The following is a 22,996-nucleotide window of genomic DNA, read 5'->3' as shown; positions in this document are numbered from 1 at the left end:
CGGTCCATGGGGAGCACTTCATGAAAGCGCCGATACCTCTTCTATTAATTCCTGGCACTCTCTGCGACGAACGCCTCTGGGGTCCTCAGGTCGAGGCCCTCAGCGAGCGGGCGGACATCCTGGTGCCACGAATCGACACCAGCGACGACCTGGATGCCTTGGCGCGAGACATTCTCGACCAGGTGCCTTGGCGACAATTCAGCCTGGCAGGGCTATCCATGGGGGGCATCCTGGCACTCTCGATCCTGCGTCAGGCCTCTGAGCGCGTTGATCGCCTGGCGCTGCTCGGTACCAACCCTTTCGCCGAGACTCCCGAGCGCCAGGCGCAAAGGATCGATGACATCGCTCAGGCGAAGGAAATGGGCATTGCTCGCTATGCCAGGGAGGTACTGGCGCCCTTGTACCCAGCAAAGGGCAAGGCCGAAGAGATTGAGCACAGCGCGCTGGTGGTAGCCATGGCCGAACGTAGTGGTTTCGAAACATTCCGCCGCCAAGCCCTGGCTCTGCGCGACCGGCCCGACGGCAGCGCCAACCTCGCGGTCATTACACAGCCGACCTTAATCCTGTGCGGCGATGGAGACCGGCTATGTCCACCGTCTCGCCATATCTACATGGCCAATCAGATCCCCAATGCCGAATTGGTGGTCCTCAGTGGCGCCGGACATCTCACCACCCTGCAAGCCCCTGATCTTGTCAGCGAAGCTTTATCGCGCTGGCTCGATCGTATGCCCCGCGCCCAACGCTAGGAGAAAACAATGGTGAATACAAAACTATTAAACGAACTGCGTCGTTACGATACCCCGACCGTGGCCAACGCCTTGGATCTGGTGCGCGGCACTCGCAGCGCCGAGGGATTCACACGCAGGCCACTGGTGGCTGCCGACCCCAGCGCTAGCCCATTGGTGGGTTATGCGCGCTGCGCCAAGATTCGTGCCTTGACTCGACCTACAGAAGACGCATCGGTCATCCGCCAGCGACGCATTGAATACTATCGCTACGTAGCGGAAAGCCCCAACGATAGCCTGATGGTGATCGAAGACGAAGATGGCGAAGACGCTGTGGGAGCCTACTGGGGCGAGGTCAATACCTGCCTGCATAAACGGCTTGGTGTGAATGGTGTGTTGACCAACGGAGTCATTCGAGACCTGGACGACCTGGAACCCGGTTTCACTGTACTGGGAGGAAGGATTGGACCTTCCCATGCCTTTGTTCGGGTGACCGCCGTGGATGAGCCCGTAGAGGTTTTCGGGATGCAAGTGGCCCCCGGAGACCTGCTGCATGCCGATCGCCATGGGGCGGTGCGGCTGACCACGGAAGAAGCTATTGCATTACCCGATGCCATCGGGCGCATCGTCGGCGCTGAACAGGAATTACTGACCAGTGCCAGAGCATCTGACTTCAATTTTGACAGGCTCCTCGAGGCCTGGGAGACCTTCGAGAAGCGTCGCGTCTAGCGGCACTGATACTCCCCCCCTTCCTGAACAACCCATAACAACAGGAATACCATAATGAAGCGACTGACCCTTGCCTTGGGGTTGCTATCCCCTTTTTATCTATCCTCAGCTCATGCGTTCGACCTCTATCATGACACCGATACTGAACTGACCTTCGATGGCCGGATTGAGGTCCGCTACAACACCTTTCAGGATGACACACACATCTGGGACACCGGATCGACCCGCTGGGCTCTGGCCGTTAAACAGGCAATCAATGATGAACTGGATTTCATCGCCGAAGGCGAGTGGGGGCTTTACCTTACAGAAGATGACTATGACGATCATCCTCATGCTGAACAACGCTTGCTGTATGCGGGCTTCGACCATGTTCGCTTTGGCAAGTTGACGGGGGGAAAGCTGTGGGGAGTCATCTACGATGTGGGCTGGTGGACCGACATGGGGCGCCAGTATGGTAGCCGCGCCTTCGGGGTTTACAACTATCGTGACTGGGGCCAGACCAGTGGTGCTGGTCGAGCAGATCAAGCCGTGGCTTGGCGAAAAGAGTTTGGTGATTGGAAGCTAGGGCTTCAGTACCAGGGACGTCGCTCCGATGAAGACTTGGGTTATGGCATCGAGGCTGACCTCACCAACGGAATCGGTGGATCATTACGCTATCTACTTGCTGAGCATCTCGAAACTGGCATCGCCTACTACCAGAATACCTATGACGAGGTGACAACTGGGGCGGGTGTAGAATCGGGCGACAAGGCCAGGCTGTGGCTCACTGGCCTCAAGTACCAGACCGACAACGCACATGCCGCAGTCAATTTAGGCTACAGCGAAAATTGGGAGATCGCTGAAAACGGCCAATTCTATGATGCTCTGGGCGTTCAGGGATATACCCACTATCATTTTGCCAACGGCTGGCGCCCCACCTTCAACTTCAACTGGCTGGGGGATACCGGCGAACGAAGTCATGGCTATCATCGCCTGACTTACATCTATGGCCTGGAGTATCACTTCACGAAGGATAAATTCCTGGTATGGGGTGAGTATCAGGACAATCACGGCAACAATTGGGATGGCCTCGGTTACCGCAATGGCGAAGACGAATGGAGTCTGGGAATTCGCTACTATTTCTGAATATGTGGTTTTCTTCTTGCTGCCTGCATACGTAGTACATTTGGATATGACACATCGAGCCTGATGTCTTTAGCGGTCAGACTCGGTTGCGCTCCTCCACCCCTGGAAACATCATGACACCACATCAAGACAACAAGACCCTGATCCTCAATCTTTATCACGACCTGGAAATGGCTTCGGTCGATAATGTCAGTGACGTCCTCAGTGCCTATACTGCGCCCAATTATCACTGGCGCGGTGTTCACCCATTTGAAGAACAGTGGGGCGCAAAGGCCGTGGCCGAGGCCTTCTGGAAACCTTTCTTACAGTCCTGGTCATCGGTCCAACGGCGGCAGGATGTATTTTTTGCCGGCACCAACGCCAGTGATGGCAGCGCCTGGGTGGTCAGTATGGGACATTTCATGGGGCTGCGGGACAGCCCATGGCTAGGCATTCCTGCCACCAGGCGCATGGGGTTTCTACGCTATGCGGATTTCCACTGCATCGAAAACGGAAAGATTGTTCGCAGTGGTTTTTTCTGCGACATCATCGGCGTGATGCATCAGGCTGGGATCAACCCTCTACCACCCCAGACAGGTGCAGCCTTTCTCTATCCCGGCCCACGAACACACGATGGCCTTTTATTCGAGGCGCAAGACACCGCCGAAGGAGAGAAGACGCTAGCCCTGGTCAATCGTATGGTCGATGACCTCTCCGCCCTCAACCAGAGCGGTAATGACCTGCCACCCCCAGAATTATTGGCACGCACCTGGCACGACAACATGATCTGGTATGGCCCTGCAGGGATCGGGGCTACCTATACCATTCCCCGCTATCAGGAGCAGCATCAACTACCGTTTCGTACAGGCCTCAAAGGCAAGGTATTCAATGGCCACATCGCGCGTTTCGCCGAAGGCAACTACGCAGGCTTCTTTGGCTGGCCGAACCTCACCAATACGCCCGTGGGAGGTTTTTTGGGGCTGCCTGGAAACAATATTCGCGCCGATATGCGAGTAGTAGATATCTATCGCCGCGAAGGTGACAAGTTGGCCGAGAACTGGGTATTCATTGACTTGCCATACTGGCTGAAGCAGCAGGGACTGGACATTCTCAAACGCACGGCCGACCTAACCGTCGGCGGTTCATAGTTCCCGACAGAGCTCGTCTACGCCCTACTCCTTATGTCGACCATCAGGGTGACGTGATAATTCGTCTATCTGATACTTGCTATCGCGTGACAGGAAGCACAAGCGCAAGGGATTTGCGCACCTGGCACCGATAGCGGCTAGGTGTCTCCCCCGTAAGCTGCTTGAAGCGCTTGCTGAAATGATAAGGGTCACAAAAACCCAATCTTGCAGCGATTTCGGCAATGGCCTGGTCGCTGTGGACCAGTAATGACATCGCACGATTCAGGCGTTGTTGATCGATATACTGCTTGGGTGTCACCCCAAGGGTCATTTTGAAAAGTTCTCCGAAACGGTTGCGCGACAACGCGCAATGCTCGGCCAGTTGTCCAATCGTCGGCGGCCGCTCAAGACGCATCTCAATCAGTTGTAGAGAACTCTGTAGACGACCGAGAGCAAATAAGCGCCATTCTCGCTCAGGCAGTTCACTGGACACCGCCAGTACCTGCTGAAGAAAGTGGTAAGCCGCTGTATGGCGAGCGGCCAAGATACCTACCCCTATGCCCTGATCTGTCTCCAGTAAGGCTGTCAGATTTCGGGTAGCGTCAGCGACATCGACGCCAGGAGCATCGAGCACTACCCAGGGAACACGGTAGAAAGAAAACACATCCAGACTATGGTACAGGTTGAAAGTGATATGCAGCCCGTCTGCCGCCGTACCGGGCTCAAAGGTCAAGGCATGCCGCATGCCAGCAGGAACCAGCAAGACCTCCCCGTTAGTCGCCGAGACTCGACCTTGTTGTCTCGCATCACGCCATTCGCAGTGATAAGTCCCTTCCAGAATATGCAGAACCACCCAGTGTGGCAGCACTCTCCACCCCGTTGCCACACAATGATCACTTCCATGAGCCGACCAATCGACTCGGTAATTCAAGGAGGCATCGGCGGGGAGACTGGGGGCATCGATCATGATTCACCACGATAAGTCATCGAGGAAATATTGGCGAGGCAGCGTGCCGCGAGGAGTGTAAATATACATGTATGGAGGTGATTGTGACATGGGCTAACCAGGTAGGCGAACTTAGACTGGCAGCACTATCCCTGGCTAGAAGGAGCCTTACCATATGGCTGGTGTACACCCACTACAAGCCCGATTGACCCGGGACAATGATCTCTCCAGAAGAGAAGAGACCATGGCCACTATCGAAGCCATGGTTGAGGGGCTCAATGACCACGATATCGACGGCATGGGACGCTTTTTCAGCGACTCCTTTCGCTGGATGGGTAATGCCGGCTGCGGTTTCAAGCAGGGGCTAACAGAATTCCAGAATCACTGGCAACGCCCTTTTCAGGCGGCCTTTTCCAACAAGGTATGTATCGACGAAGCTCGAGTGGTTCAGGGGGAATGGTGTGCCGCTTTCGGGCACCAGGAAGCCATTCATACGGGTGAGTTTATGGGGATCGCTCCAACTGGCAAGCGAGTCGAAATCCGCTACATGGACTTCTGGAAAGTGGTGAATGGAAAGATCGTCGATAACTGGGTGATGGTCGATTTTCCCTCTGTCATGCAGCAACTCGGTGTTGATCCCTTTGACGGGCATGGCTGGGAACGCTATGACAGCAGTTATCTACCGGCAGACCATCGCCAACCATCACGCCAGCACATGGCTAAAGAGACACGACCCAATGAAGAGAAGCCAGCATGAGTCCAGACATTCATACACGTAACAAGATGACCATCACAAGACTGCGTGAGGCCCTGTATGACACCAATACTGATGCCTTGCCTGAACAATTGGAGAAACTTTTTGCGCCGGACTGTGCCATCCACCTGGCCCACCCTCTCGGCGAGATGGTCGGCCCCCAGGCACTGCATGAGCGAGGTTATGCTCCTCTGATAGCAGCCATTCCCGATCTTGAGCGCCGGGACTACATTACCATCGGGGGCGGCGATAACGATCAGCACTGGATCGGCTGCGCCGGTTTCTACACGGGTGTCTTTGAGCGACCCTGGCTGGACATTCCACCGACTCAGCACATCGTCACCATGCGTTATGCCGAGTTCTTTCGCCTCGAGGACGATCGCATCGTCGAAATGCGCGCCCTCTGGGATATCCCGGAGCTCATGATGCAGGCCAACGCTTGGCCAATGGGCCCTAGCCTGGGTCGAGAATTCCTGGTTCCGGGACCGGCTACTCAGGATGGCCTGATCACCGGACCCAGAGACGAGATACGTACTGCCAAGAGCTTAAAACTGGTCAGCGACATGCTCAACGCCCTCGGCCAGTATGCCCAGGGCGGCGTGGAAGCCATGAACCTGGAGCATTACTGGCATCCCCGGATGGTCTGGTATGGTCCCGCAGGAATCGGCTCGGGCAGGCGAATCACGGGGTTTCGCAACTGGCATCAAAAACCTTTTCTGGCAGGGATGCCTGATCGACGTTCCCTTGGCGCAGACGTCATGTTTGCCGACAACGACTATGTCGGACTATTCGGCTGGCCAGCCTTGGAAGCCACTATCAGCCAAGACGGCTGGCTTGGCATTGCACCTTCCGGGCAAAGAGTGACCTTGCGTAGTCTCGACTTTTGGCGCTGTGAGAAGGACCAGATTCGCGAAAATTGGGTACTTGTGGACCTTCTCGACGTCTTTGATCAGATAGGCGTAGATGTGCTGTCCCGGATGCGTGAACTGACTGCAGGCCACCGGGTGCGGTTTCCAGATCGATAGGAATATCATTCCGGGGCCGTCGTTTGACCTAGGCACCATTCACGGCCCCCTTCCCCGGTCATGCTTCTAGATACCTGGTCTCGAATGACTGACGACATTCCTGGTGTGTCATTCGGGCGCCCGGCTGCCGCTTGCCAGGTTGTATGACGTCACCCACCCGCTTTTCTGCATACTGGGGTCTTCACCCCCTTGGAGTACCCCTTTTATGCGATGGGCCTTCCTGGCTCACGGCGTAGACTGGTTACTGACGTGTGATCACGTCTGCCTCAGAATAATACGGCACCTCCTCCAAGGAAGCAGACTGCCATGCTGATCATTCATAGTGACAAGACCCGCGACCGCCGCACCCAGACCGAGTTGTGCGGTGGCCAACTGGTTGCCCCTTTCGAGTGCCCCGAACGGGTCGATTACATCATCGAGCGCGCCCGCCAGGAGCAATTGGGCGAAATTCGTGCACCGCAATCCTACGACCTGGCGCCGGTGCTGGCCATTCACGACCGTGACTATATCGAGTTCCTGCGCGGAGCATGGGAGCAATGGAAAACCGATGGCCATGAAGGCGAAGCCATCCCCAATATCTGGCCATCACGACGCATGCCCGGTCGGCACCTGCCGCGCAATATCGAAGCTCGCCTGGGCTATTATGCGCTGGCGGGGGAAACGTCCATCAATGCCGACAGCTTCACTTCAGCCCTGCTGAGCAAGGACATCGCCCTCACCGCCCTGGATCACGTCCTCACCAGCGGCGAAAGCGCCTTCGCTTTGTGCCGCCCGCCTGGGCATCACGCCGCTGTCGATCAGTTTGGTGGTTACTGCTTCATCAACAATGTGGCAGTTGCCGCACAACGTGCACGTGATCAAGGTCGCCAGCGGGTCGCCATCCTGGATATCGACTTCCATCACGGCAACGGCACCCAGGACATCTTCTATACGCGCAATGATGTACTGACGCTTTCGTTACATGGTGACCCCATGGATGAATTCCCCTACTTCCTCGGCTTTGCCGAAGAAACGGGAGAAAGCAATGGCACGGGCTATAACGTCAATTACCCGCTGCCCAGCGGTACCGACTATGCCACCTGGTCGAAGCACCTGGAACAGGCCAAGGCTCGCATACGCGACTTTGCTCCCGAACTGCTGATCATCGCACTGGGTGTGGATACCTTCGAGAACGATCCGATCAGCTCATTCAAGCTCAAGAGCCCGGATTATCTCGATATAGGACGCCGCATTCACGAACTTGGCCTTCCTACCCTGTTCGTCATGGAAGGTGGCTACGCCGTGGAAGAGATCGGCATCAATGCCGTCAATGTGCTCAAGGGTTTCGATAACGCCTGAACCAACCCAAGATCGCCATTAAGAGACGGGGCCCTGCATCAGCGCCCCGCCCCATTTCCCTCAGACCCTCGACGCAGCGCCCTGAAGACAGATATCGATACAGCAACACACCAAGCCCAAGAAGTAAGGAATTAAGAAGACAAGAAAAAAGCACCTGCCAGCAATCACCAATGTCACCTGACATCACCACCACAACAACAGGTACTGGCATATGACACAGCAAAAAACCTCGACATTGCCCCCGGCCTATACAGGCGACAGTGACCTCAAGCGTATTCTCGGCCTGCCAGCCCTGGTGTTCTTCGGCCTCGCCTACATGGTCCCGCTCACCGTGTTCACGACCTATGGCGTCGTCACCGAAACCACCCAGGGACATGTTCCCCTGGCCTATGTCATTACCTTGGCCGCCATGTTCTTCACCGCCTACAGCTATGGCCGCATGGTCGAACATTACCCGGCAGCGGGATCGGCCTACACCTACACCCGGCGCGCCTTTGGCGGGCGTATCGGCTTCATGGTGGGCTGGGCGCTGCTGCTGGATTACATCTTCCTGCCCATGATCAACTATCGGTGATCGGCATTTACATGAAGGAATACTTTCCCGCCGTCGACCAATATGTCTGGGTGCTGGGCGCCATCGCCATGGTCACCCTGCTCAATGTCCTGGGGATCAAGCTGGTGGCGCGCATGAACCTGATCATCATCGCCTTCCAGTTCATCTTCCTCGCCACCTTCATTGCCATGTCATTCAGTGCCATCGGCAGTGATGAAGCCCCTTCTCTGCTGGCACCGTTCTACAGCGAGTCACTGCAGTGGCCAACCATTGTCGGTGGTGCGGCCATTCTGTGCCTGTCCTTCCTGGGCTTTGATGCCGTATCGACCCTGAGCGAGGAAACCCGCCAGCCCAAGCGCGATATTCCGCGTGCCATCATGTTGTGCACCGTGATCGGCGGCACGCTGTTCATCCTCGCGTCCTACATCAGCCATTTGGCATTTCCGGACTATGCCAACTTCGGCAGTGCCGATTCGGCAGCCGTGGATGTCATGCGTCGGGTCGGCGGCACCCTGCTGGTCACTTTCTTCACGGCAGCCTATGTTGCCGGCTGTTTCGCCTCGGCCATGGCCTCCCAGGCCAGCGTGTCACGCATTCTCTATGCCATGGGGCGCGATCATGTGTTGCCGGGCTGGTTTGCCGTCATCAGCAGGCGCTACGGTACCCCATTGGGTTCAACACTGATCGTCGGTGCCATTTCCCTGCTCGCCCTGGCCATCAGCCTGGAACTGGCCGCAACCATGATCAGTTTCGGTGCCTTGGTGGCGTTCTCTTTCGTCAATCTATCCGTGATCAAGCACTACCTGGTCGACGAGCACCTGTTGCAACCCAAGCACCTGCTGCGCTACGGCGTGATGCCCAGCATCGGTTTTCTGTTGACCATCTGGCTATGGAGCAGCCTGTCCGGCAACACTTTTCAAGTGGGGCTGACCTGGGTGGCATGCGGCTTCGCATACCTGCTCTACCTGACGCGCATGTTCAAGTACGAGGTGCCTGACCTGGAACTCAAGGAAGTGTAATTCAACCTCCTGCTCTCAAACGGCTGACGGGGCGTCATATGACGCTCCGTCAGCCATTCAGGTTTTCCTGCAGAGAACGTCACACCAGGGCGCGGACCGCCAGGAACAGCAAGGTAGGCGCGAGCAGAATACCCAGGCCGGTGTAGAACGTCGCCGTCATGGCCCCATAAGGCACCAGGCGTGCGTCAGTGGCCGCCAGCCCCGCCGCTACGCCACTGGTCGTGCCAATCAGGCCACCAAAGATCATCGCAGAACGTGGATTATCCAGCCCGATCATGCGTGCACTCATCGGCGTCACTACCATGACCAGGATCGACTTGACCAGCCCGGCGGCAATCGACAGAGCAATGACTTCAGAACTTGCTCCCAGCGTTGCACCGGTCACGGGCCCGACAATGTAAGTCACGGCGCCAGCACCGATGGTCGTGATATCCACCGGGTCGGTATAGCCGAATGCAACAGCGACCGCACCGCCAGCCACGAAGGACACGATCACCCCAGCGAACAGCGCCACGACACCACGAACCCCCGCCTTGCGGATTTCGCTGAACTGCACACCATAGGCCGTTGCGATAATCGCCAGATCACGCAGCATGCCTCCGCCCATCAACCCCAGACCGGAGAACAGGCTGATGTCCGCCAATCCATGCTTGCCCCCCGTGACCACGCCCCCCACCCAGGCCAGCAGCAGGCCAATCAGGATGGCAATGGCAGAACCATGCAACTTGCCACGGGTAAAGCGTGCACTCACCCAGTACGCGGCATACATGGCCAGGCCGATGATGGCGAAGGCAGCAACAAGATGATATTTGTCGAACAGCTCGATCAGTGATTCCAGCATCATTCATCCCCCTCGGTGGCTGCCGCCAGAGAACGACGACTTTCCTCGTCGCTTGTCTTTCCTGCGATCACCGGTACCAGCAGCAAGCCGAGTACCACGGCCAGTACACCTGCCAGCAAGGCAACCAGCCCGCCACTGAAAGCGGCTGCAACGTTCTGGCTGGCGGCCATGGCCACCACGATGGGAATGTACATGGCATTCCAGAAATTGATTCCCGAAACCGTCGCTTCGGGCAACCTGTCATGATCCTTGAGCCAGCTAGTGATAAAGATGAGCAGCAGCATGGCAATGCCGACACCACCGAGGTTGGCACCGATGCCCAGCAATTGGCCTAGCAGATCGCCGATGATCAGGCCGATCATCATGCACCCTGCGAGCAGGGCGACTCCGTATATCACCATGGGAATTCTCTCTATTTGTCGTTATTGGTGAGGAGACGTAACGTTTGTCGGTCACCTCATGAGCGCGTTTCTTGGCGTGCTTGTACTTCTCGTCCTTGAACTGCGGGTCCTTGTTTGGCAAAGCGTCTCGGTCAGGGGAAAGGAGCAGGTAATATCACCATGCTGTTTTCAGTACCTGCTCCTTGTCGATACCAGCCAACGGTCAGGAAGTCGCCTCCTTCTGCGGCTGATAGATGTCCGCGTAGCGGTCACGGAGCTGGTTCTTCTGTACCTTGCCCATGACATTGCGCGGCAGGCTGTCGATGAAGAACACACGACGCGGCTGCTTGTAGCGCGCCAACTGTCCTTCCAGGCTGGCGATGATGTCCTGTTCATTCAGGGTGTTGTTGCCCTGCGGTACCACGACTGCGGTAACCCCCTCGCCCAGGTCAGGGTGAGGCACTCCGATGACCGCCGACTCCAGAACACCAGGAAGCTCGTCGATGAGTTGCTCGACTTCTTTCGGATAGACGTTATAGCCACCCGAGATCACCAGGTCCTTGTCACGGCCCACGATGTTCAGATAGCCCTGGTCATCGATACAGCCCAGGTCTCCGGTAATGAAGAAACCATCATCGCGGAATTCGCTGCGCGTCTTCTCCGGCATCCGCCAGTAGCCCTGGAACACGTTGGGGCCGCGCACTTCGACCAGCCCGGTTTCCCCCTGAGACAGTTCAGCTCCACTTTCCCGATCGGTGATGCGTACCTCGACGCCGGGCAAAGGCATACCGACCGTGCCTGGACGGCGTGCGCCATCGTAGGGGTTGGAAGTATTCATGTTGGTTTCGGTCATGCCATAGCGCTCGAGAATGGCGTGCCCTGTGCGAGCCTGGAAGTCTTCGTGAGTCTCTGCCAGCAGCGGAGCCGAACCTGACACGAACAGACGCATGTTGCGCACCACATCGTGGTCCAGGCGCGGTGACTGCAACAGACGGGTATAGAAGGTCGGCACCCCCATGAGCACTGTGGCCTTGGGCATTCGCTCCAGCAGCGCATCGATGTCCAGGCGCGGCATGAACGTCATCGAGGCCCCGGCTGTCAGGGTCACGTTGCAGGCCACGAACAGGCCATGGGTGTGGAAGATCGGCAGAGCATGCAGCAGATGGTCATCAGCGGTATAGCGCCAGGCTTCCACCAGAGAACGGCTGTTCGAGGCCAGGTTGGCATGGCTCAACATGGCACCCTTGGCACGTCCCGTCGTGCCGGAGGTATACAGAATGGCCGCCAGATCCTTGCCCTCAAGCTGAGCGACATCCGTGGTGGGTTGCGCGGACTCGGCACGCTCCATCAGGCTGCCATCCTCCTGGGTGCCAAGGCTCTCGACCTCGACCACCAGCCCCCGTTGACTATAGCTCTGTGCCTGGGCCAGTTGAGCCGGCGTGCACACATAGAGCTGCGGCTCTGCATCACTGAGGAAATACTCGATCTCGGCTTCGGTATAGCCGGTATTCAACGGCAGATATACCGCCCCTACCTGCAGACATGCCAGATACAGCATGACGACCTGCGGACTCTTGTCGACCTGCACCGCAACACGGTCGCCAGGTTGAACACCAAGTTCGAACAGCACTGAAGCCAGACGCTGCGACGTCGCCAGCACATCGGCATAGCGATAGCGCTTGCCATCCAGTGTATCGATCAGGCACTTGTCCGGTTGATGCTCAAAATGCGGGAGAAACTGCAGATAAAGGTTATGGTTCATGATGATCTCACTACTGAAAGTAGGTGATCGTCAAAGGTAGACGATCATTGGCGGTCAGCACTTGGAGGTAAGCACTAGTTGAAAGTGAAAATGGCGAAAAATGAAATAGTCAGAATCGGACGATATGCGCAGCATCAAGCATCAACTCGCTCATGACGGCGCGACTTATTACGCGTTGCCAGGCGGCGAATGTCTGACGAGCAGATGACACTGCCCTCTCGGCTATAGGCTTCGTGATTCTGCTCGATCTGATCAGGCTGATAGCGGTAGTTGACCATCAGGCCGTGAGCCTGGCGCAGCCCTTTGGCTGAGGTATCTCCAAGCCAGTTCAGTCGGTACAGACTGGCACCATTGCCCAAGTGAAAACGTGCCACAGGATCCAGCGGCTGCCCGCTACGATGCTTGGCTTCGAGGAAGTAGCGAGCGGCCAGCGGCATCAGTTCTGTATTCAACGTCTTGCAACGTTCTTCATCCGTGTTCCAACCCTGTTCCTTGAGGGCCGATTCGGTCTGTTCGGACAAAGTGACCTGACCTTCACTGCATTGTGCCTCGAGCCAACCGGCAAACCCCGGCACCGGCGACAGGGTGACGAATTCCTTGAGGTTGGGCAGCTCACGCTTGAGCTCCTGCACGACCTGCTTGATCAGGAAGTTGCCAAAGGAGACGCCCTTCAACCCACGCTGGCAGTTGCTGATGCTGTAGAACACCGCTGTGTCGGCTTCATCAGGATGCAGCGCTTGCGAAGAAGCGAGAATTCCCTGGATGTTGTCGGGAATTCCCCGACACAAGGCGACCTCCACGAAGATCAGCGGTTCGTCCCCGGCAGCGGGGTGGAAGAAAGCGTAGCAACGTCGATCCTGCGGACCGAGCCGCCGGCGCAGGTCATCCCAGTCGTGGATCTCGTGGACAGCTTCATACTGGATGACCTTCTCCAGTACCGCGGCCGGCGTATTCCAGTCGATGTTTTCCAGCACCAGGAAGCCACGGTTGAACCAGGAAGCAAACAGGTGGGCGAAATCGGCATCCAGCGGTGCCAGCTCTGGATGCTGCTTGAGTAGTCCCAGCAGGTCTGCGCGCATCCTGACCAGTTCGATAGTGGCGCCAGGTGAAAGATTGAGACGCCGCAGCAAGTTCTGGCGAGCCGGCTCACAGGCGGCAAACAGGCGTTGCAGGTTGGCATTACCTGAGTCCTCACGGTAAGCCTCATAGGCACCATGCACGGCATCAGGATCAGCAGCGTACTGATCTGCCAGCAAGGTGAAGAACGCCACCCGCTCCTCCTCCGACAGCTCCGCATAGCGTTCCAGCGCCTGCTGGGCCACCAGGATGCTCGAGGCCTCCCCATTACTGTTCATCAGAGCATGACAGGCAGCGCTCAACTGGGTCAGCGGCGACTCCCCGCTCCCCCCTCGTCGATATGTCGCGATGGATGTCTGTTCACGAGCCCGCCTGGCAGCACGTGACAACAGATCCTGCAGAAACTTCATGTTCATATTCATGTCGTGGCACCTCGCTGCGCCAGCCATCGGAGCCAGGTCGACACTGCCTGACTGTCGAGAGCCATCACCAAAGGAATACTTCAGCACACAGTGTTATATATAACAGATGGTGTCTACATATACATAGGTCAAATGCCACAACCGCATTTCTGCGGTCGTGGCATTCATGAGGAAGTTTCGAATAGTGGATGCCCAGACAAATAATGCAGGAAAGTCAGCCCTCTTCTTCAGTTGCCCTCCCCAGAATTCAGCAACATCTGTTCGGCTTCGGCTAACTGCTGGCTACGCGAGCTTTGAAGCGTGTGATCCCGGCCAATCAGGGAATATAGGGTCGGCAACACAAACAGGGTGAACAAGGTACCGATCAACATTCCACAAACAATGACCACACCAAGCCCGAAACGGCTATTGGCCCCGGCCCCATCAGCGAACACCAGGGGGATCAAGCCCAGTACCATGGCGGCAGTCGTCATCAATATTGGACGCAGGCGAATCTGGGCGGCACGCAGAATTGCCTGAGAACGGTTCAATCCTTCATGCACCTGCAGTTCGTTGGCGAATTCGACCATCAATATGCCGTGCTTGCTGATCAAGCCAATCAGGGTCACTAGACCTATTTGGGTATAGATGTTGAAGGTCGCCCACCCCAGGGCTAATGGCAGCAATGCTCCACAGATCGACAATGGCACGGTAATCAGGATGACCAAGGGATCGAGCAGGCTCTCGTACTGTGCCGCAAGCACCAGATAGATCACAATCAGCGCCGCCATGAAGGCCCACATCAGCGTGTTCCCTTCCTGGATGTACTGACGTGATTCGGCCTCCCAGTCGTGGGAAAAGCCCGGAGGTAGCTGCTGAACCTGTTGTTCAAGAAAGGAGACCGCCTGACCCAACGACACGCCGGGTGCCGGAATCGCCTGCATCGTGGCAGCATTCTGTTGGTCGAACTGAGCAAGACGGTTGGGTTCCACCTGCATCGACACATCAACCACGCTGGAAAGCGGCACCAGGGTTCCGCTATCAGTACGCACAAACTGCCGGGCCAGTGCTTTCGGTGTCAGACGCTGATGTCGGATGCTCTGCGGGATGACATCGTAAGATCTTCCCTGCAACGCAAAGCGGTTAATGTAATTCTCGCCCACCAGGACAGCCAACGACTCGGCGATGTCATCCATGCGAATCCCCAGGCTATTGGCTCGCGAGCGGTCCACGCTTACCTTGACCACGGGATTGTTGTAATCGAGGTCACTATCAAGGACTACGAATAGCCCGCTGCTACGAGCACTTTGCTTGAGCTGTTCCATCGCTTCGAAAACCACACGGTGGTCCTCGGCGCTGCGCAATACCAACTGTACCGGCAACCCTCCACTGGACCCCGGCAAGGCGGGTTCCTGAAAGACAAAGATGCTGTTGCCTTCAACTTCGCTAACCGCTTGCTGTAGTACGCTGGTGATGTCTGCGCCGGAGCGTTCACGCTGCTCCCAATCCGACAGGATGACACCGCCAAAGCTTTCAGCCGGCCCGTTCGTGCCATTGATCATCCAGGTGCTGGTCGCTTCAGGGAGGCGGCCCATGATGGCATCGAGCTTGTCAGCAAAACGCTCGACATAGTCAAGATTGGCGTGCTGTGGTGATTTGATGGCAGTGAGTATTGAGGCCTGATCCTCAGCGGGAGCCAGTTCACTCTGTGGTAACTGATACAGCAACGGAAGGCTTGCACATACCATCAATGCCAGCCCTGCCGCTATCCATCGATGGCGCAGAGACACCTCCAGTACTCGCCCATACTGCCGCATCAAACCAGCGAATATTTGATCCGAGGTTTGCGCCAGCCAGCCCTGGTGCTGTCCTTCGGGAAGCAATATCGAACTCATTACCGGGGACAAGGTAAGAGCCACCACACCTGAAACGATCACGCTGCCTGCCAGCGTCAAGGCAAATTCCTTGAACAGTGCCCCTGTCAGCCCTCCCATCAGGCCTATCGGTGCGTATACCGCAGCCAGAGTGATGGTCATCGCAATCACGGGCCCTGCCACTTCACGGGCTCCGAACAGAGCAGCAACTATCGGTGAGCGCCCGGACTCAATATGGCGGTGTACGTTCTCTACCACCACGATGGCATCGTCCACCACCAGGCCAATCGCCAGGACCATGGCCAACAGAGTCAGCAGGTTGAGGCTGAAGCCAAACGCCAGCATCAGCGCAGTAGCGCCCAGCATCGACAGCGGGATCGTGACTACCGGAATCACGACACTGCGCAATGATCCCAAGCACAGAAAGATCACCACCACCACGATCAGCACGGCTTCCAGCAGCGTGTGCATGACTTCATCAATGGAGGCCTGAATAAAGCGCGCAGTCTCATAACCCAGGTGAGCTTCAACTCCAGGCGGTATCGTGTTGTCTATCTGGGTCAACTGGTGGCGAAGGCCATTGACAATGGTCAGCGGGTTACCGGTAGGCGTGGGAAATACCCCGACGAAAACCGCAGGTTTACCGTTCATCTGACCGCTGCTGTCGCTGGATGCAGCCCCCAGTTCAACAGTTCCCACATCACGCAGACGCACTAGGCCCTGGCCATCATTGCGAATGACCATGTCGCGAAACTGTTCGACGCTGGCAAGGTCAGTATCGACGCGTACATTGGCCATCACATACTGCCCTTTCACCGTGCCCGGAGCAGCCTGATAGTTGTTGCGGCGAATCGCATCGGCTACATCCGCTGCCGTCAGTCCATGTCCCGCAAGACGATCACTGTCCAGCCACAAGCGCATCGCCAGACGCTGCCCGCCATACGACTCCACCTTGGCCACACCTTCGATGCTGGCGAACATTGGCTCGACGACACGTGACAAATAGTCGTTGATCTCCGACACCGACAAGGTATTGCTGGCAAACCCCACATAAGCCAGTGCGGTGTCACTGCCTGCCGAGCGCTCAATCACGGGGTCGAATGTGTCTTCCGGCAGTCGATAGCGCACTTGGTTGACCTTGGCCATCGTCTCGGTCATCGCTTGTGTGGAATCACGGTTAAGCTGCATGCGCAGACTGATCTGGCTACGTCCCTGGGTCGAGGACGACGTCATGTAATCGATGCCTTCCACCGAGGATACCGCCTGGGCAATGGGCTGGGTGACAAAGCCCTGCATCAGCTCCGCCGAGGCACCAGGATATTCAGTGGTGATGGTGATCGTAGAGTTTTCCAGCATCGGATACTGGCGTAGCGGCAACTTGTTCAATGCAAACAGGCCTGAAAGTACAATCAGGCTACTGATGACCAGTGCCAGCACGGGACGCTGTACAAAGTGATCGGTGAAGGTCACTGAGCTTCCTCCCTGGTGGAGGAGGATTCGAGTGTGGCAACGTCACGTGACGCCTGCAGAGTGTCATGTTCCAGTGGCTCAACGACCATGCCATCACTGAGCTTGAGCTGCCCGGAGGTCACGACTCGATCACCTTCATCGAGGCCTTTGTCAATCGCTACATAGCCCTGCCAACGTTCGCCTGTCTCGATCGCCACGCGCTTGACGCTGAGCGACTGCCGTTGACCAGGCTCGACGATGAAGACCGTCTCACCGTATGCGGTATAGGTCACTGCAGTTTCAGGCACGCTCAGTACCTCAGCATCATCCAAGCGTGGTACGCGAATGCTGGCGTACATCCCGGCATGCAGCTCTCCGTCTTCATTGGCCAAGGTTGCTTGGACCTGTGCCATGCGCGCTGCATCGACCAGAGGGTCAACAGCACTGATCACACCAAGGAAAGTGCGACCGGGATAGGCATCTACCTCCAGCTCCACCGGTTGACCTGGCCGAAGTTGGGGTATCGCCTCTTCATCCAGGGCGAAATTGGCATGCATTTGATCAGCATCAACAAGGCTGGCGATGGTATCACCGGCACTCAGATACTGGCCAAGATGCACCCGGCGGATACCAACGGTTCCTGAAAATGGCGCTCGAATGGCCTTCTGCTCAAGACGCGCTTCAACCTGCTGCAACTCACCACGCGCCATATCCCTCTGGGCTTCTGCATTATCGCGCTGCTCGGGAGTCGTAGCGCTTTGCGCCGCCAGGCTGTTAAGGCGTTGCAACAAAGCTTGCGCATTACGCAGCTGAGCTTGCAGGCGTACCCGCTCTGCACGTTCTGGTGCATCATTTAGCTGGACCAGCACCTGGCCTCGCTCGACCTTCTGGCCAGAGTCGAATTCCAGCTGAGACACCCTACCGGATGTTTCCGCTGCGACTTGCACCTGACGAATAGCCTCGAGTTCACCGATACCAAAAAATGCGCGAGGTGGGGTGCGGCGCTTTACTTCTGCCAACGCCACCTTGGTCGCAGGCCAGGCATTTTCTGCTGATGCATCGGGCTGTCCCGACAAGAACACAACGACGACGATGACAATGGCCACAATGGCTATCATCACGCCTGCTTGAGCGACGCTTTTATTCATCACTGTTCCCCTCATCTCGCCCAATGTCAGCCCCGGCAACACGCTTCTTTTTCCGAGGAAGCCTGCACGTACCACTGGCCCGTACAACGGGGTTGCAAGTCATGGAGTCGCGGACTATAAAACCTCAAGCAAACTTGAGGTCAAGCATCATGAAGAAAACAGCATCAGGAAATCCAAAACGGGTACTGAGCGTCGGGGAAGTTGCTCAGCGTAGTGGCGTGCCAATATCTACCGTGCACTTCTACGAGTCCAAGGGATTGATCAGCAGCACACGCAACGCAGGCAATCAGAGGCGTTTTGCCCCAGTCATGCTGCGCTATATCGCTGTCATCAAGGTCGCCCAACGCGCTGGTATTCCGCTGGAAGAAATTCGTCAGACACTGGGCAGCTACCCGCCAAGCAGCAAATTGACCGCTTCTCAATGGCACGAAATCTCATCACTCTGGCGGGACATGCTTGATGAGCGTATCAAGAGACTCACGCGCTTGCGGGACGAAATGGATCGCTGTATCGGTTGTGGTTGCCTATCTCTGGAGGAATGCCCGTTACGCAATCCCGATGATGTTCTTGGGGAGAAAGGGCCCGGTGCCAGAATACTGGAGCGGCCCTAGGTCTTCTTGGGCCTCGCCAGCCATTGCTGTTTATAAAGTCGTAACAAACTCCCTTCAATGGCACCTCTCTGCCCTCACAAAACCCATCAGGTCCACAGAGCAGGAGAAGAGAAGAGAAGAGAAGAGACCATCAGCATATATAAGTAATATATGTGCATACATGCTGGAGAGGATATTTCTTATCCACCGGCAAGAACGATACAAACAACTTTACAAGCTGATACCTTTAATGAACTGAAAATAATAACCAGTCATTTAAAATGTACATCATTGCTATTTATAGATCGATATATATCCAGAATGTTGCTTACTGGATCAAGGAATTATTATTTCATTCATAATGATCCAAAAAGACATGAATGCTTTATCGGAAAAATAATTTATGCACCAGCGTGACGCTGTTCAGTAAAGGACATTACAAGAAACGTTCACGTTACTTTCATCTTGGTAACCTAGACTATCAAGGATGAAAGGCTTGTCGATGAAAAGCTTCTCATAGTCGCCCGGAGAGGCGAATCATACTATCGAGACAGGGTGTGCTGCCAGACATCCAACAACAAACTCAAATAGCTTTCAGGGAACTTAGGCTATGTATCAAAATATCGCAACCAGGATTACGACAGCAGACTCATCAATGCAGAAAGGGATATATGATGAGGCATCACACCAATACAGTACCATCCTTGATGACCTGGACAGCCTGCTGCCCGACTTGCATATTCGCTTGGCAGAATCTCTTGTAAGAGAGAGAAGATTTACCGATGCAAGAAATACAATAGACAGATTGCTTAAATATCATCCCAACCATCAAGGTGGGTTGAACTTCATCGACATCATTGCCAGTGAAGAAGCAAAGAAGTTCAGCGTCAAGATAAAAAACATAAACAACCCACAGCGCCCACCAATCTTTCACCTCAACAAGTCAATCCATGACACCATTATCAAGGGAAAGGATCTGGCTTCTTTCCTGCTTTTGGGCTGGGCAAGAAACCTGAAAGAACAAGATATTTCCATACTGGTGGATAACGGATGCATCACATCGTATCCATTAAACGCCAACAGGCCCGATGTTGTTAAATTTTTCATTGAAAAACATGGGATTAAAAGAGAATTCATAAGAAACCTATGCGGTTTCAGGCATACTATCGATCTAGGAGGAAAGAGGAATATAAGAATTGGCCTCTCCGTTAACGGAAAAGCTGACTGGTACCATGAGGTTGATATACAGCCCGTGCGTCAAGTCATCGAGGGCAAGGATGGATGGCTCTTCTTGACCAACCATGCAGATTCTACTGTCAAGCAGCACACAGGGGAAACCTTGTTAAATGATGCCACGATCACTACCTGGAAAAATTTTTCAAGAAATTTCAATAAAAAGAAAAATGCATTATATGTAATATCAAACTCCAAAGAGAAGGTGTTTCCTGAACTTTACCCGTATCCACAAGGTGATTTCACTATCACCGAGCAAGTCGAAGAGATATTCCGTGACTTTGGTGTAAACTATATCAATCCTGTTGAGAAATGCAGCAAAGATAGAAACAGCTATTATAGAACGGATACACACTGGAGTGACCTCGGAGCCTTTATCTGCTTCAAGGAATGCATGCACAGGTTAGGCTATCAGCATGACTATGATCAATATTTCTCTTTCTTTGAAAGAGAGGTATATGGTGACCTGGGGTCCAAGCTTTATCCTCCCGCCAAGGATCCTAAAAAGACATTGAAAATGATAGGTCTGCTGCGTTCAAGGCTGGCTTTCAACAATCAGATCCCTGGTGCCGGTAACGTCAAGGTGTTCACAAACCCCAACCCCATGTTTGACAAGAACATACTCATGTTCGGGGGATCATCCTTGAGTGCCGGCAACTTCTCTAAATTCTTTTCACTTTTCTTTTCCCGGGTAGTCGCCATCAACCTTCCTGGTAGCTACGTACAGGAAATTGCCGATCATGAACAGGCTGACCATGTCATCGTGCAAACGAATGAGCGTTACCTGATCCAGCCTGGGCGAGTCTATGAAAGCCTGTCGGAAGCAAAGCCTCTTGCCGCCGCATCCAAACTAGGGAGCAAAGAGAAGTCCAGGATATTCAAGGAATTAAGAAAAACCGCCGGCTTCGGCTTCTACAAGAAGATCATAATGGGCTGATCGATCACCAACATGTCCGTTGCACAACCCCGATGATGTTCTTGGAGAGAAAGGGCCCGGTGCCAGAATACTGGAGCGGCCCTAGCCCTCCTCCCAGGAATTAGCTTCCTTCGGCAAGCGCCTCAAGATCCGACACCACCGCTTTCATTGGGTCGTCGTCACGAATCAGGAGTTGCGCATCCCCCTCGCGGTTGAAGGCAAAGGTTGCGCTGGAGTGGGTGACATCGTAATTGCCGCTCTCGTCCTTTTCTCCGTATTCATAGGAAACACGATACCGGTTGGTAATGGCATCGATGTCAGACTTGCTGCCTGTCAGTCCGATGAACTGTGGCCCGAATGCATTCGTGTATTCCTTCATGATCTCCGGAGTATCCCGGGCCGGATCAACCGAAACAAACAACACTTGAATGTCTTCACGAGCCTTGTCATCAACCTGCCTGAAAGCGGTGGCAAGACGGGCCAGCGTGATCGGGCAAACGTCCGGACAGTGGGTATAGCCAAAGAACAACAGCGTGGTCTTGCCTTGAAAGTCCTCCGCATCCACGTCCTTGCCATCCTCGTCGGTCAAGTGGAAGTCGAGAGGAGGCATCATCTCGGAGATATCCGTTGTCTGCCAGGACTGATCACCGCAACCTGTCAGCCACAAGGATACGAAAGCCGTGCATAACCCCTTGTACATATGACTATTTCCCAGACAGTCCCACTACATTGATACAGGGGAAACCACGTCGAAATTCACTGGCAGTGGCTCCTCTCCAGCAAACTGCAGTACGATCTCGACCTCATCCCCTATCGCCAGGGGCTGGTTTCGATTCATCAACATCAGGTGATAACCCTTCGGTGCAAACTTGATGGTCTCTCCCGGAGCCAGCTCCAGTTCATGCACCATCTGCATGCTGGCCACACCATCCTTGTCCGTGCTGAGATGCATATGAACCTGATCGAAGGCCGGACTTTCCGCTCCGACCAGGGTCACAGGTTCGTCGCCAGCATTATGCAGATTGAAATAACCTGCAGAAGGTGATGCCCCGGGCAGCAGGCTCACCTTGGCTTCAGTCACTTCCAGTTGTGCTGCCTGGGCAACGCCTGCAAGCAGCATGGTAGCCATCACGGCCCATCGCCATGAGTGAGAAATACGACGCATATTGTTGTTTCTTGTACTCGGCATATCTCGCTCCATTCATTGCACAGACAACATAGATAGAGCGATACGATAGCAGATCCCCGCATCCACAAAGCCCAACCTGGGCACGTCATATTGTCGCAGTCTGGAGGGATGACGAATAAGCCTGGAACATTCGAAGCCCTGCCATTGGCATGGACAGACGGCATGACACGCTGGGCTATCGCAGTTGAGGGAAAACCACCGGATGAGTGCGGCTTGAAGCGAGTGGCAGGCGGAAAGGCTGTCGTTGCAGAATCCGCGTAAGTTGCAGAATCCGCGTAAATTGCAGAATCTGCGCAAGTTGCACAACCCGCGTACCGAGTATCAACAGAGCGCTGACAAGCCGCAATTTGCTGTGTAACGCGTCGAGTTGACATCCAGCGTCACACGATCATTGACCTTGTCATAGAAGAACGAGGCATAGCCCTGCGGGGAGGATGGCGTCTTGTACAAGCCACATACGCCATAGCCGTGATTGACCTTCTGCAGGTACTTCACCTCGACCATCGGCTCAGGTGTCTTGAGCTCAGTTGCCAGGGCACGCTGAATATCGCCACTCAGACGACTCTCCGAGTAGGCCTGGCCACCGAAGATCGCACCACCAAGAATCACGAAGGCAGCGAGCGGAAGGGCAACATTGAATGTCATGGCACGAGAATAACGCATTTCTGCATGCTATCCGGATGATATCGCCAGGCACAAGGCGACAGGATGTCGCAGTGCATGCCCTGCTCAGCCACATAAACCCGCTCTGTTACATAAACCCGCTCTGCCACTAAACCCGCTTTGTCACTAATGAAGTCGCGCAGTCGCTTGACC

The 22,996-nt window shown here is 55.3% G+C and carries 21 protein-coding genes; 11 read left to right on the top strand and 10 right to left on the bottom strand.

Annotated elements, in window-relative coordinates; translation table 11 throughout:
* Nucleotides 1-20: 20 nt before the first annotated feature.
* The 4 genes from E4T21_RS06350 (at nucleotide 21) to E4T21_RS06335 (ending at nucleotide 3,706) form a co-directional block, all read left to right on the top strand.
* Nucleotides 21-746: an alpha/beta fold hydrolase gene (locus E4T21_RS06350; protein WP_149284207.1), complete on the top strand. Its 726-nt coding sequence runs from the start codon at nucleotides 21-23 to the stop codon at nucleotides 744-746.
* Between the two features lie 9 nt (nucleotides 747-755).
* Nucleotides 756-1,454: an RraA family protein gene (locus tag E4T21_RS06345; RefSeq protein ID WP_149284206.1), complete on the top strand. Its 699-nt coding sequence runs from the start codon at nucleotides 756-758 to the stop codon at nucleotides 1,452-1,454.
* A gap of 54 nt (nucleotides 1,455-1,508) precedes the next feature.
* A complete protein-coding gene (locus E4T21_RS06340; protein WP_149284205.1) occupies nucleotides 1,509-2,579 on the top strand; it encodes a porin in 1,071 nt (356 codons plus the stop codon).
* A 113-nt stretch (nucleotides 2,580-2,692) separates the two neighbouring features.
* Entirely contained in the window at nucleotides 2,693-3,706 is a 1,014-nt protein-coding gene (locus E4T21_RS06335) for a nuclear transport factor 2 family protein (RefSeq protein WP_149284204.1), read from the top strand.
* A gap of 79 nt (nucleotides 3,707-3,785) precedes the next feature.
* Here the strand turns inward: E4T21_RS06335 and E4T21_RS06330 are convergent, their stop codons facing one another.
* Nucleotides 3,786-4,652 (bottom strand): helix-turn-helix domain-containing protein, encoded by an 867-nt coding sequence (locus E4T21_RS06330; RefSeq protein ID WP_149284203.1) that lies wholly within the window; start codon nucleotides 4,650-4,652, stop codon nucleotides 3,786-3,788.
* A 154-nt stretch (nucleotides 4,653-4,806) separates the two neighbouring features.
* Here E4T21_RS06330 and E4T21_RS06325 point away from each other — a divergent pair, with 154 nt between their 5' ends.
* From E4T21_RS06325 to E4T21_RS06305, 5 genes are all read left to right on the top strand, one after another.
* Complete coding sequence (locus E4T21_RS06325) at nucleotides 4,807-5,388, top strand: ester cyclase (protein WP_149284202.1); 582 nt, start codon at nucleotides 4,807-4,809, stop codon at nucleotides 5,386-5,388.
* Entirely contained in the window at nucleotides 5,385-6,410 is a 1,026-nt protein-coding gene (locus E4T21_RS06320; protein ID WP_149284201.1) for an ester cyclase, read from the top strand. The genes E4T21_RS06325 and E4T21_RS06320 overlap by 4 nt, the downstream gene beginning before the upstream one ends.
* A 306-nt stretch (nucleotides 6,411-6,716) precedes the next feature.
* Nucleotides 6,717-7,748, top strand: coding sequence for a histone deacetylase family protein (locus E4T21_RS06315; RefSeq protein WP_149284200.1), 1,032 nt, complete (start codon nucleotides 6,717-6,719; stop codon nucleotides 7,746-7,748).
* A 211-nt stretch (nucleotides 7,749-7,959) separates the two neighbouring features.
* Nucleotides 7,960-8,322 (top strand): APC family permease, encoded by a 363-nt coding sequence (locus tag E4T21_RS21540; protein WP_205423467.1) that lies wholly within the window; start codon nucleotides 7,960-7,962, stop codon nucleotides 8,320-8,322.
* 11 nt (nucleotides 8,323-8,333) lie between these two features.
* Entirely contained in the window at nucleotides 8,334-9,320 is a 987-nt protein-coding gene (locus E4T21_RS06305; protein WP_205423466.1) for an APC family permease, read from the top strand.
* Between the two features lie 79 nt (nucleotides 9,321-9,399).
* Here the strand turns inward: E4T21_RS06305 and madM are convergent, their stop codons facing one another.
* The 6 genes from madM to E4T21_RS06275 form a co-directional block, all read right to left on the bottom strand.
* The gene (madM, locus tag E4T21_RS06300) at nucleotides 9,400-10,164 is read right to left on the bottom strand and encodes a malonate transporter subunit MadM (RefSeq protein WP_240349306.1); all 765 of its coding nucleotides are present in this window, start codon (nucleotides 10,162-10,164) and stop codon (nucleotides 9,400-9,402) included.
* Nucleotides 10,161-10,562, bottom strand: a complete 402-nt coding sequence (gene madL, locus E4T21_RS06295) for a malonate transporter subunit MadL (RefSeq protein WP_149284199.1) — start codon at nucleotides 10,560-10,562, stop codon at nucleotides 10,161-10,163. Before madL ends, madM begins: the two co-directional genes overlap by 4 nt.
* Before the next feature lie 202 nt (nucleotides 10,563-10,764).
* Nucleotides 10,765-12,303, bottom strand: coding sequence for a malonate--CoA ligase (locus tag E4T21_RS06290; protein WP_149284198.1), 1,539 nt, complete (start codon nucleotides 12,301-12,303; stop codon nucleotides 10,765-10,767).
* A gap of 134 nt (nucleotides 12,304-12,437) precedes the next feature.
* Entirely contained in the window at nucleotides 12,438-13,796 is a 1,359-nt protein-coding gene (locus tag E4T21_RS06285; protein ID WP_149287071.1) for a malonyl-CoA decarboxylase, read from the bottom strand.
* 233 nt (nucleotides 13,797-14,029) lie between these two features.
* Nucleotides 14,030-17,125 carry a MexW/MexI family multidrug efflux RND transporter permease subunit gene (locus tag E4T21_RS06280; protein ID WP_149284197.1) on the bottom strand — a complete coding sequence of 1,032 codons (3,096 nt, stop codon included), beginning with the start codon at nucleotides 17,123-17,125 and terminating at the stop codon, nucleotides 14,030-14,032.
* Nucleotides 17,122-18,252: an efflux RND transporter periplasmic adaptor subunit gene (locus E4T21_RS06275; protein WP_149284196.1), complete on the bottom strand. Its 1,131-nt coding sequence runs from the start codon at nucleotides 18,250-18,252 to the stop codon at nucleotides 17,122-17,124. Before E4T21_RS06275 ends, E4T21_RS06280 begins: the two co-directional genes overlap by 4 nt.
* 149 nt (nucleotides 18,253-18,401) lie before the next feature.
* Between E4T21_RS06275 and soxR the strand changes: the two genes are divergently transcribed.
* Together soxR and E4T21_RS06265 are read left to right on the top strand one after the other, a co-directional pair.
* Nucleotides 18,402-18,863 (top strand): redox-sensitive transcriptional activator SoxR, encoded by a 462-nt coding sequence (gene soxR, locus E4T21_RS06270; protein ID WP_149284195.1) that lies wholly within the window; start codon nucleotides 18,402-18,404, stop codon nucleotides 18,861-18,863.
* Between the two features lie 589 nt (nucleotides 18,864-19,452).
* Nucleotides 19,453-21,012 (top strand): alginate O-acetyltransferase AlgX-related protein, encoded by a 1,560-nt coding sequence (locus E4T21_RS06265; protein ID WP_149284194.1) that lies wholly within the window; start codon nucleotides 19,453-19,455, stop codon nucleotides 21,010-21,012.
* Between the two features lie 100 nt (nucleotides 21,013-21,112).
* On the opposite strand, the gene E4T21_RS06260 is transcribed toward E4T21_RS06265, so the two are convergent.
* From E4T21_RS06260 to E4T21_RS06250, 3 genes are all read right to left on the bottom strand, one after another.
* Nucleotides 21,113-21,691, bottom strand: coding sequence for an SCO family protein (locus E4T21_RS06260; RefSeq protein ID WP_149284193.1), 579 nt, complete (start codon nucleotides 21,689-21,691; stop codon nucleotides 21,113-21,115).
* Between the two features lie 24 nt (nucleotides 21,692-21,715).
* A complete protein-coding gene (locus E4T21_RS06255; RefSeq protein ID WP_149284192.1) occupies nucleotides 21,716-22,180 on the bottom strand; it encodes a copper chaperone PCu(A)C in 465 nt (154 codons plus the stop codon).
* Between the two features lie 321 nt (nucleotides 22,181-22,501).
* Nucleotides 22,502-22,843 (bottom strand): hypothetical protein, encoded by a 342-nt coding sequence (locus E4T21_RS06250; protein WP_149284191.1) that lies wholly within the window; start codon nucleotides 22,841-22,843, stop codon nucleotides 22,502-22,504.
* Nucleotides 22,844-22,996: the final 153 nt, after the last annotated feature.

This window comes from Halomonas binhaiensis (assembly GCF_008329985.2).
Classification (GTDB): domain Bacteria; phylum Pseudomonadota; class Gammaproteobacteria; order Pseudomonadales; family Halomonadaceae; genus Halomonas; species Halomonas binhaiensis.
Note: the sequence above shows the minus strand (reverse complement) of the source record. Positions and strands in the feature narration are given on the sequence as shown.

Bases quoted from the DNA above. Each gene is read 5' to 3' on its own strand.
- E4T21_RS06305 (WP_205423466.1), top strand. From the start codon at position 8,334: ATGAAGGAATACTTTCCCGCCGTCGACCAATATGTCTGGGTGCTGGGC.
- E4T21_RS06285 (WP_149287071.1), bottom strand. From the start codon at position 13,796: ATGAACATGAAGTTTCTGCAGGATCTGTTGTCACGTGCTGCCAGGCGG.
- E4T21_RS06335 (WP_149284204.1), top strand. From the start codon at position 2,693: ATGACACCACATCAAGACAACAAGACCCTGATCCTCAATCTTTATCAC.
- E4T21_RS06325 (WP_149284202.1), top strand. From the start codon at position 4,807: ATGGCTGGTGTACACCCACTACAAGCCCGATTGACCCGGGACAATGAT.
- E4T21_RS06340 (WP_149284205.1), top strand. From the start codon at position 1,509: ATGAAGCGACTGACCCTTGCCTTGGGGTTGCTATCCCCTTTTTATCTA.
- E4T21_RS06290 (WP_149284198.1), bottom strand. From the start codon at position 12,303: ATGAACCATAACCTTTATCTGCAGTTTCTCCCGCATTTTGAGCATCAA.
- E4T21_RS06345 (WP_149284206.1), top strand. From the start codon at position 756: ATGGTGAATACAAAACTATTAAACGAACTGCGTCGTTACGATACCCCG.
- E4T21_RS06250 (WP_149284191.1), bottom strand. From the start codon at position 22,843: ATGCGTTATTCTCGTGCCATGACATTCAATGTTGCCCTTCCGCTCGCT.
- E4T21_RS06265 (WP_149284194.1), top strand. From the start codon at position 19,453: ATGTATCAAAATATCGCAACCAGGATTACGACAGCAGACTCATCAATG.
- soxR (WP_149284195.1), top strand. From the start codon at position 18,402: ATGAAGAAAACAGCATCAGGAAATCCAAAACGGGTACTGAGCGTCGGG.
- E4T21_RS06330 (WP_149284203.1), bottom strand. From the start codon at position 4,652: ATGATCGATGCCCCCAGTCTCCCCGCCGATGCCTCCTTGAATTACCGA.
- E4T21_RS06275 (WP_149284196.1), bottom strand. From the start codon at position 18,252: ATGAATAAAAGCGTCGCTCAAGCAGGCGTGATGATAGCCATTGTGGCC.
- E4T21_RS06315 (WP_149284200.1), top strand. From the start codon at position 6,717: ATGCTGATCATTCATAGTGACAAGACCCGCGACCGCCGCACCCAGACC.
- E4T21_RS06320 (WP_149284201.1), top strand. From the start codon at position 5,385: ATGAGTCCAGACATTCATACACGTAACAAGATGACCATCACAAGACTG.
- madM (WP_240349306.1), bottom strand. From the start codon at position 10,164: ATGATGCTGGAATCACTGATCGAGCTGTTCGACAAATATCATCTTGTT.
- E4T21_RS06350 (WP_149284207.1), top strand. From the start codon at position 21: ATGAAAGCGCCGATACCTCTTCTATTAATTCCTGGCACTCTCTGCGAC.
- E4T21_RS06255 (WP_149284192.1), bottom strand. From the start codon at position 22,180: ATGCCGAGTACAAGAAACAACAATATGCGTCGTATTTCTCACTCATGG.
- E4T21_RS06260 (WP_149284193.1), bottom strand. From the start codon at position 21,691: ATGTACAAGGGGTTATGCACGGCTTTCGTATCCTTGTGGCTGACAGGT.
- E4T21_RS21540 (WP_205423467.1), top strand. From the start codon at position 7,960: ATGACACAGCAAAAAACCTCGACATTGCCCCCGGCCTATACAGGCGAC.
- madL (WP_149284199.1), bottom strand. From the start codon at position 10,562: ATGGTGATATACGGAGTCGCCCTGCTCGCAGGGTGCATGATGATCGGC.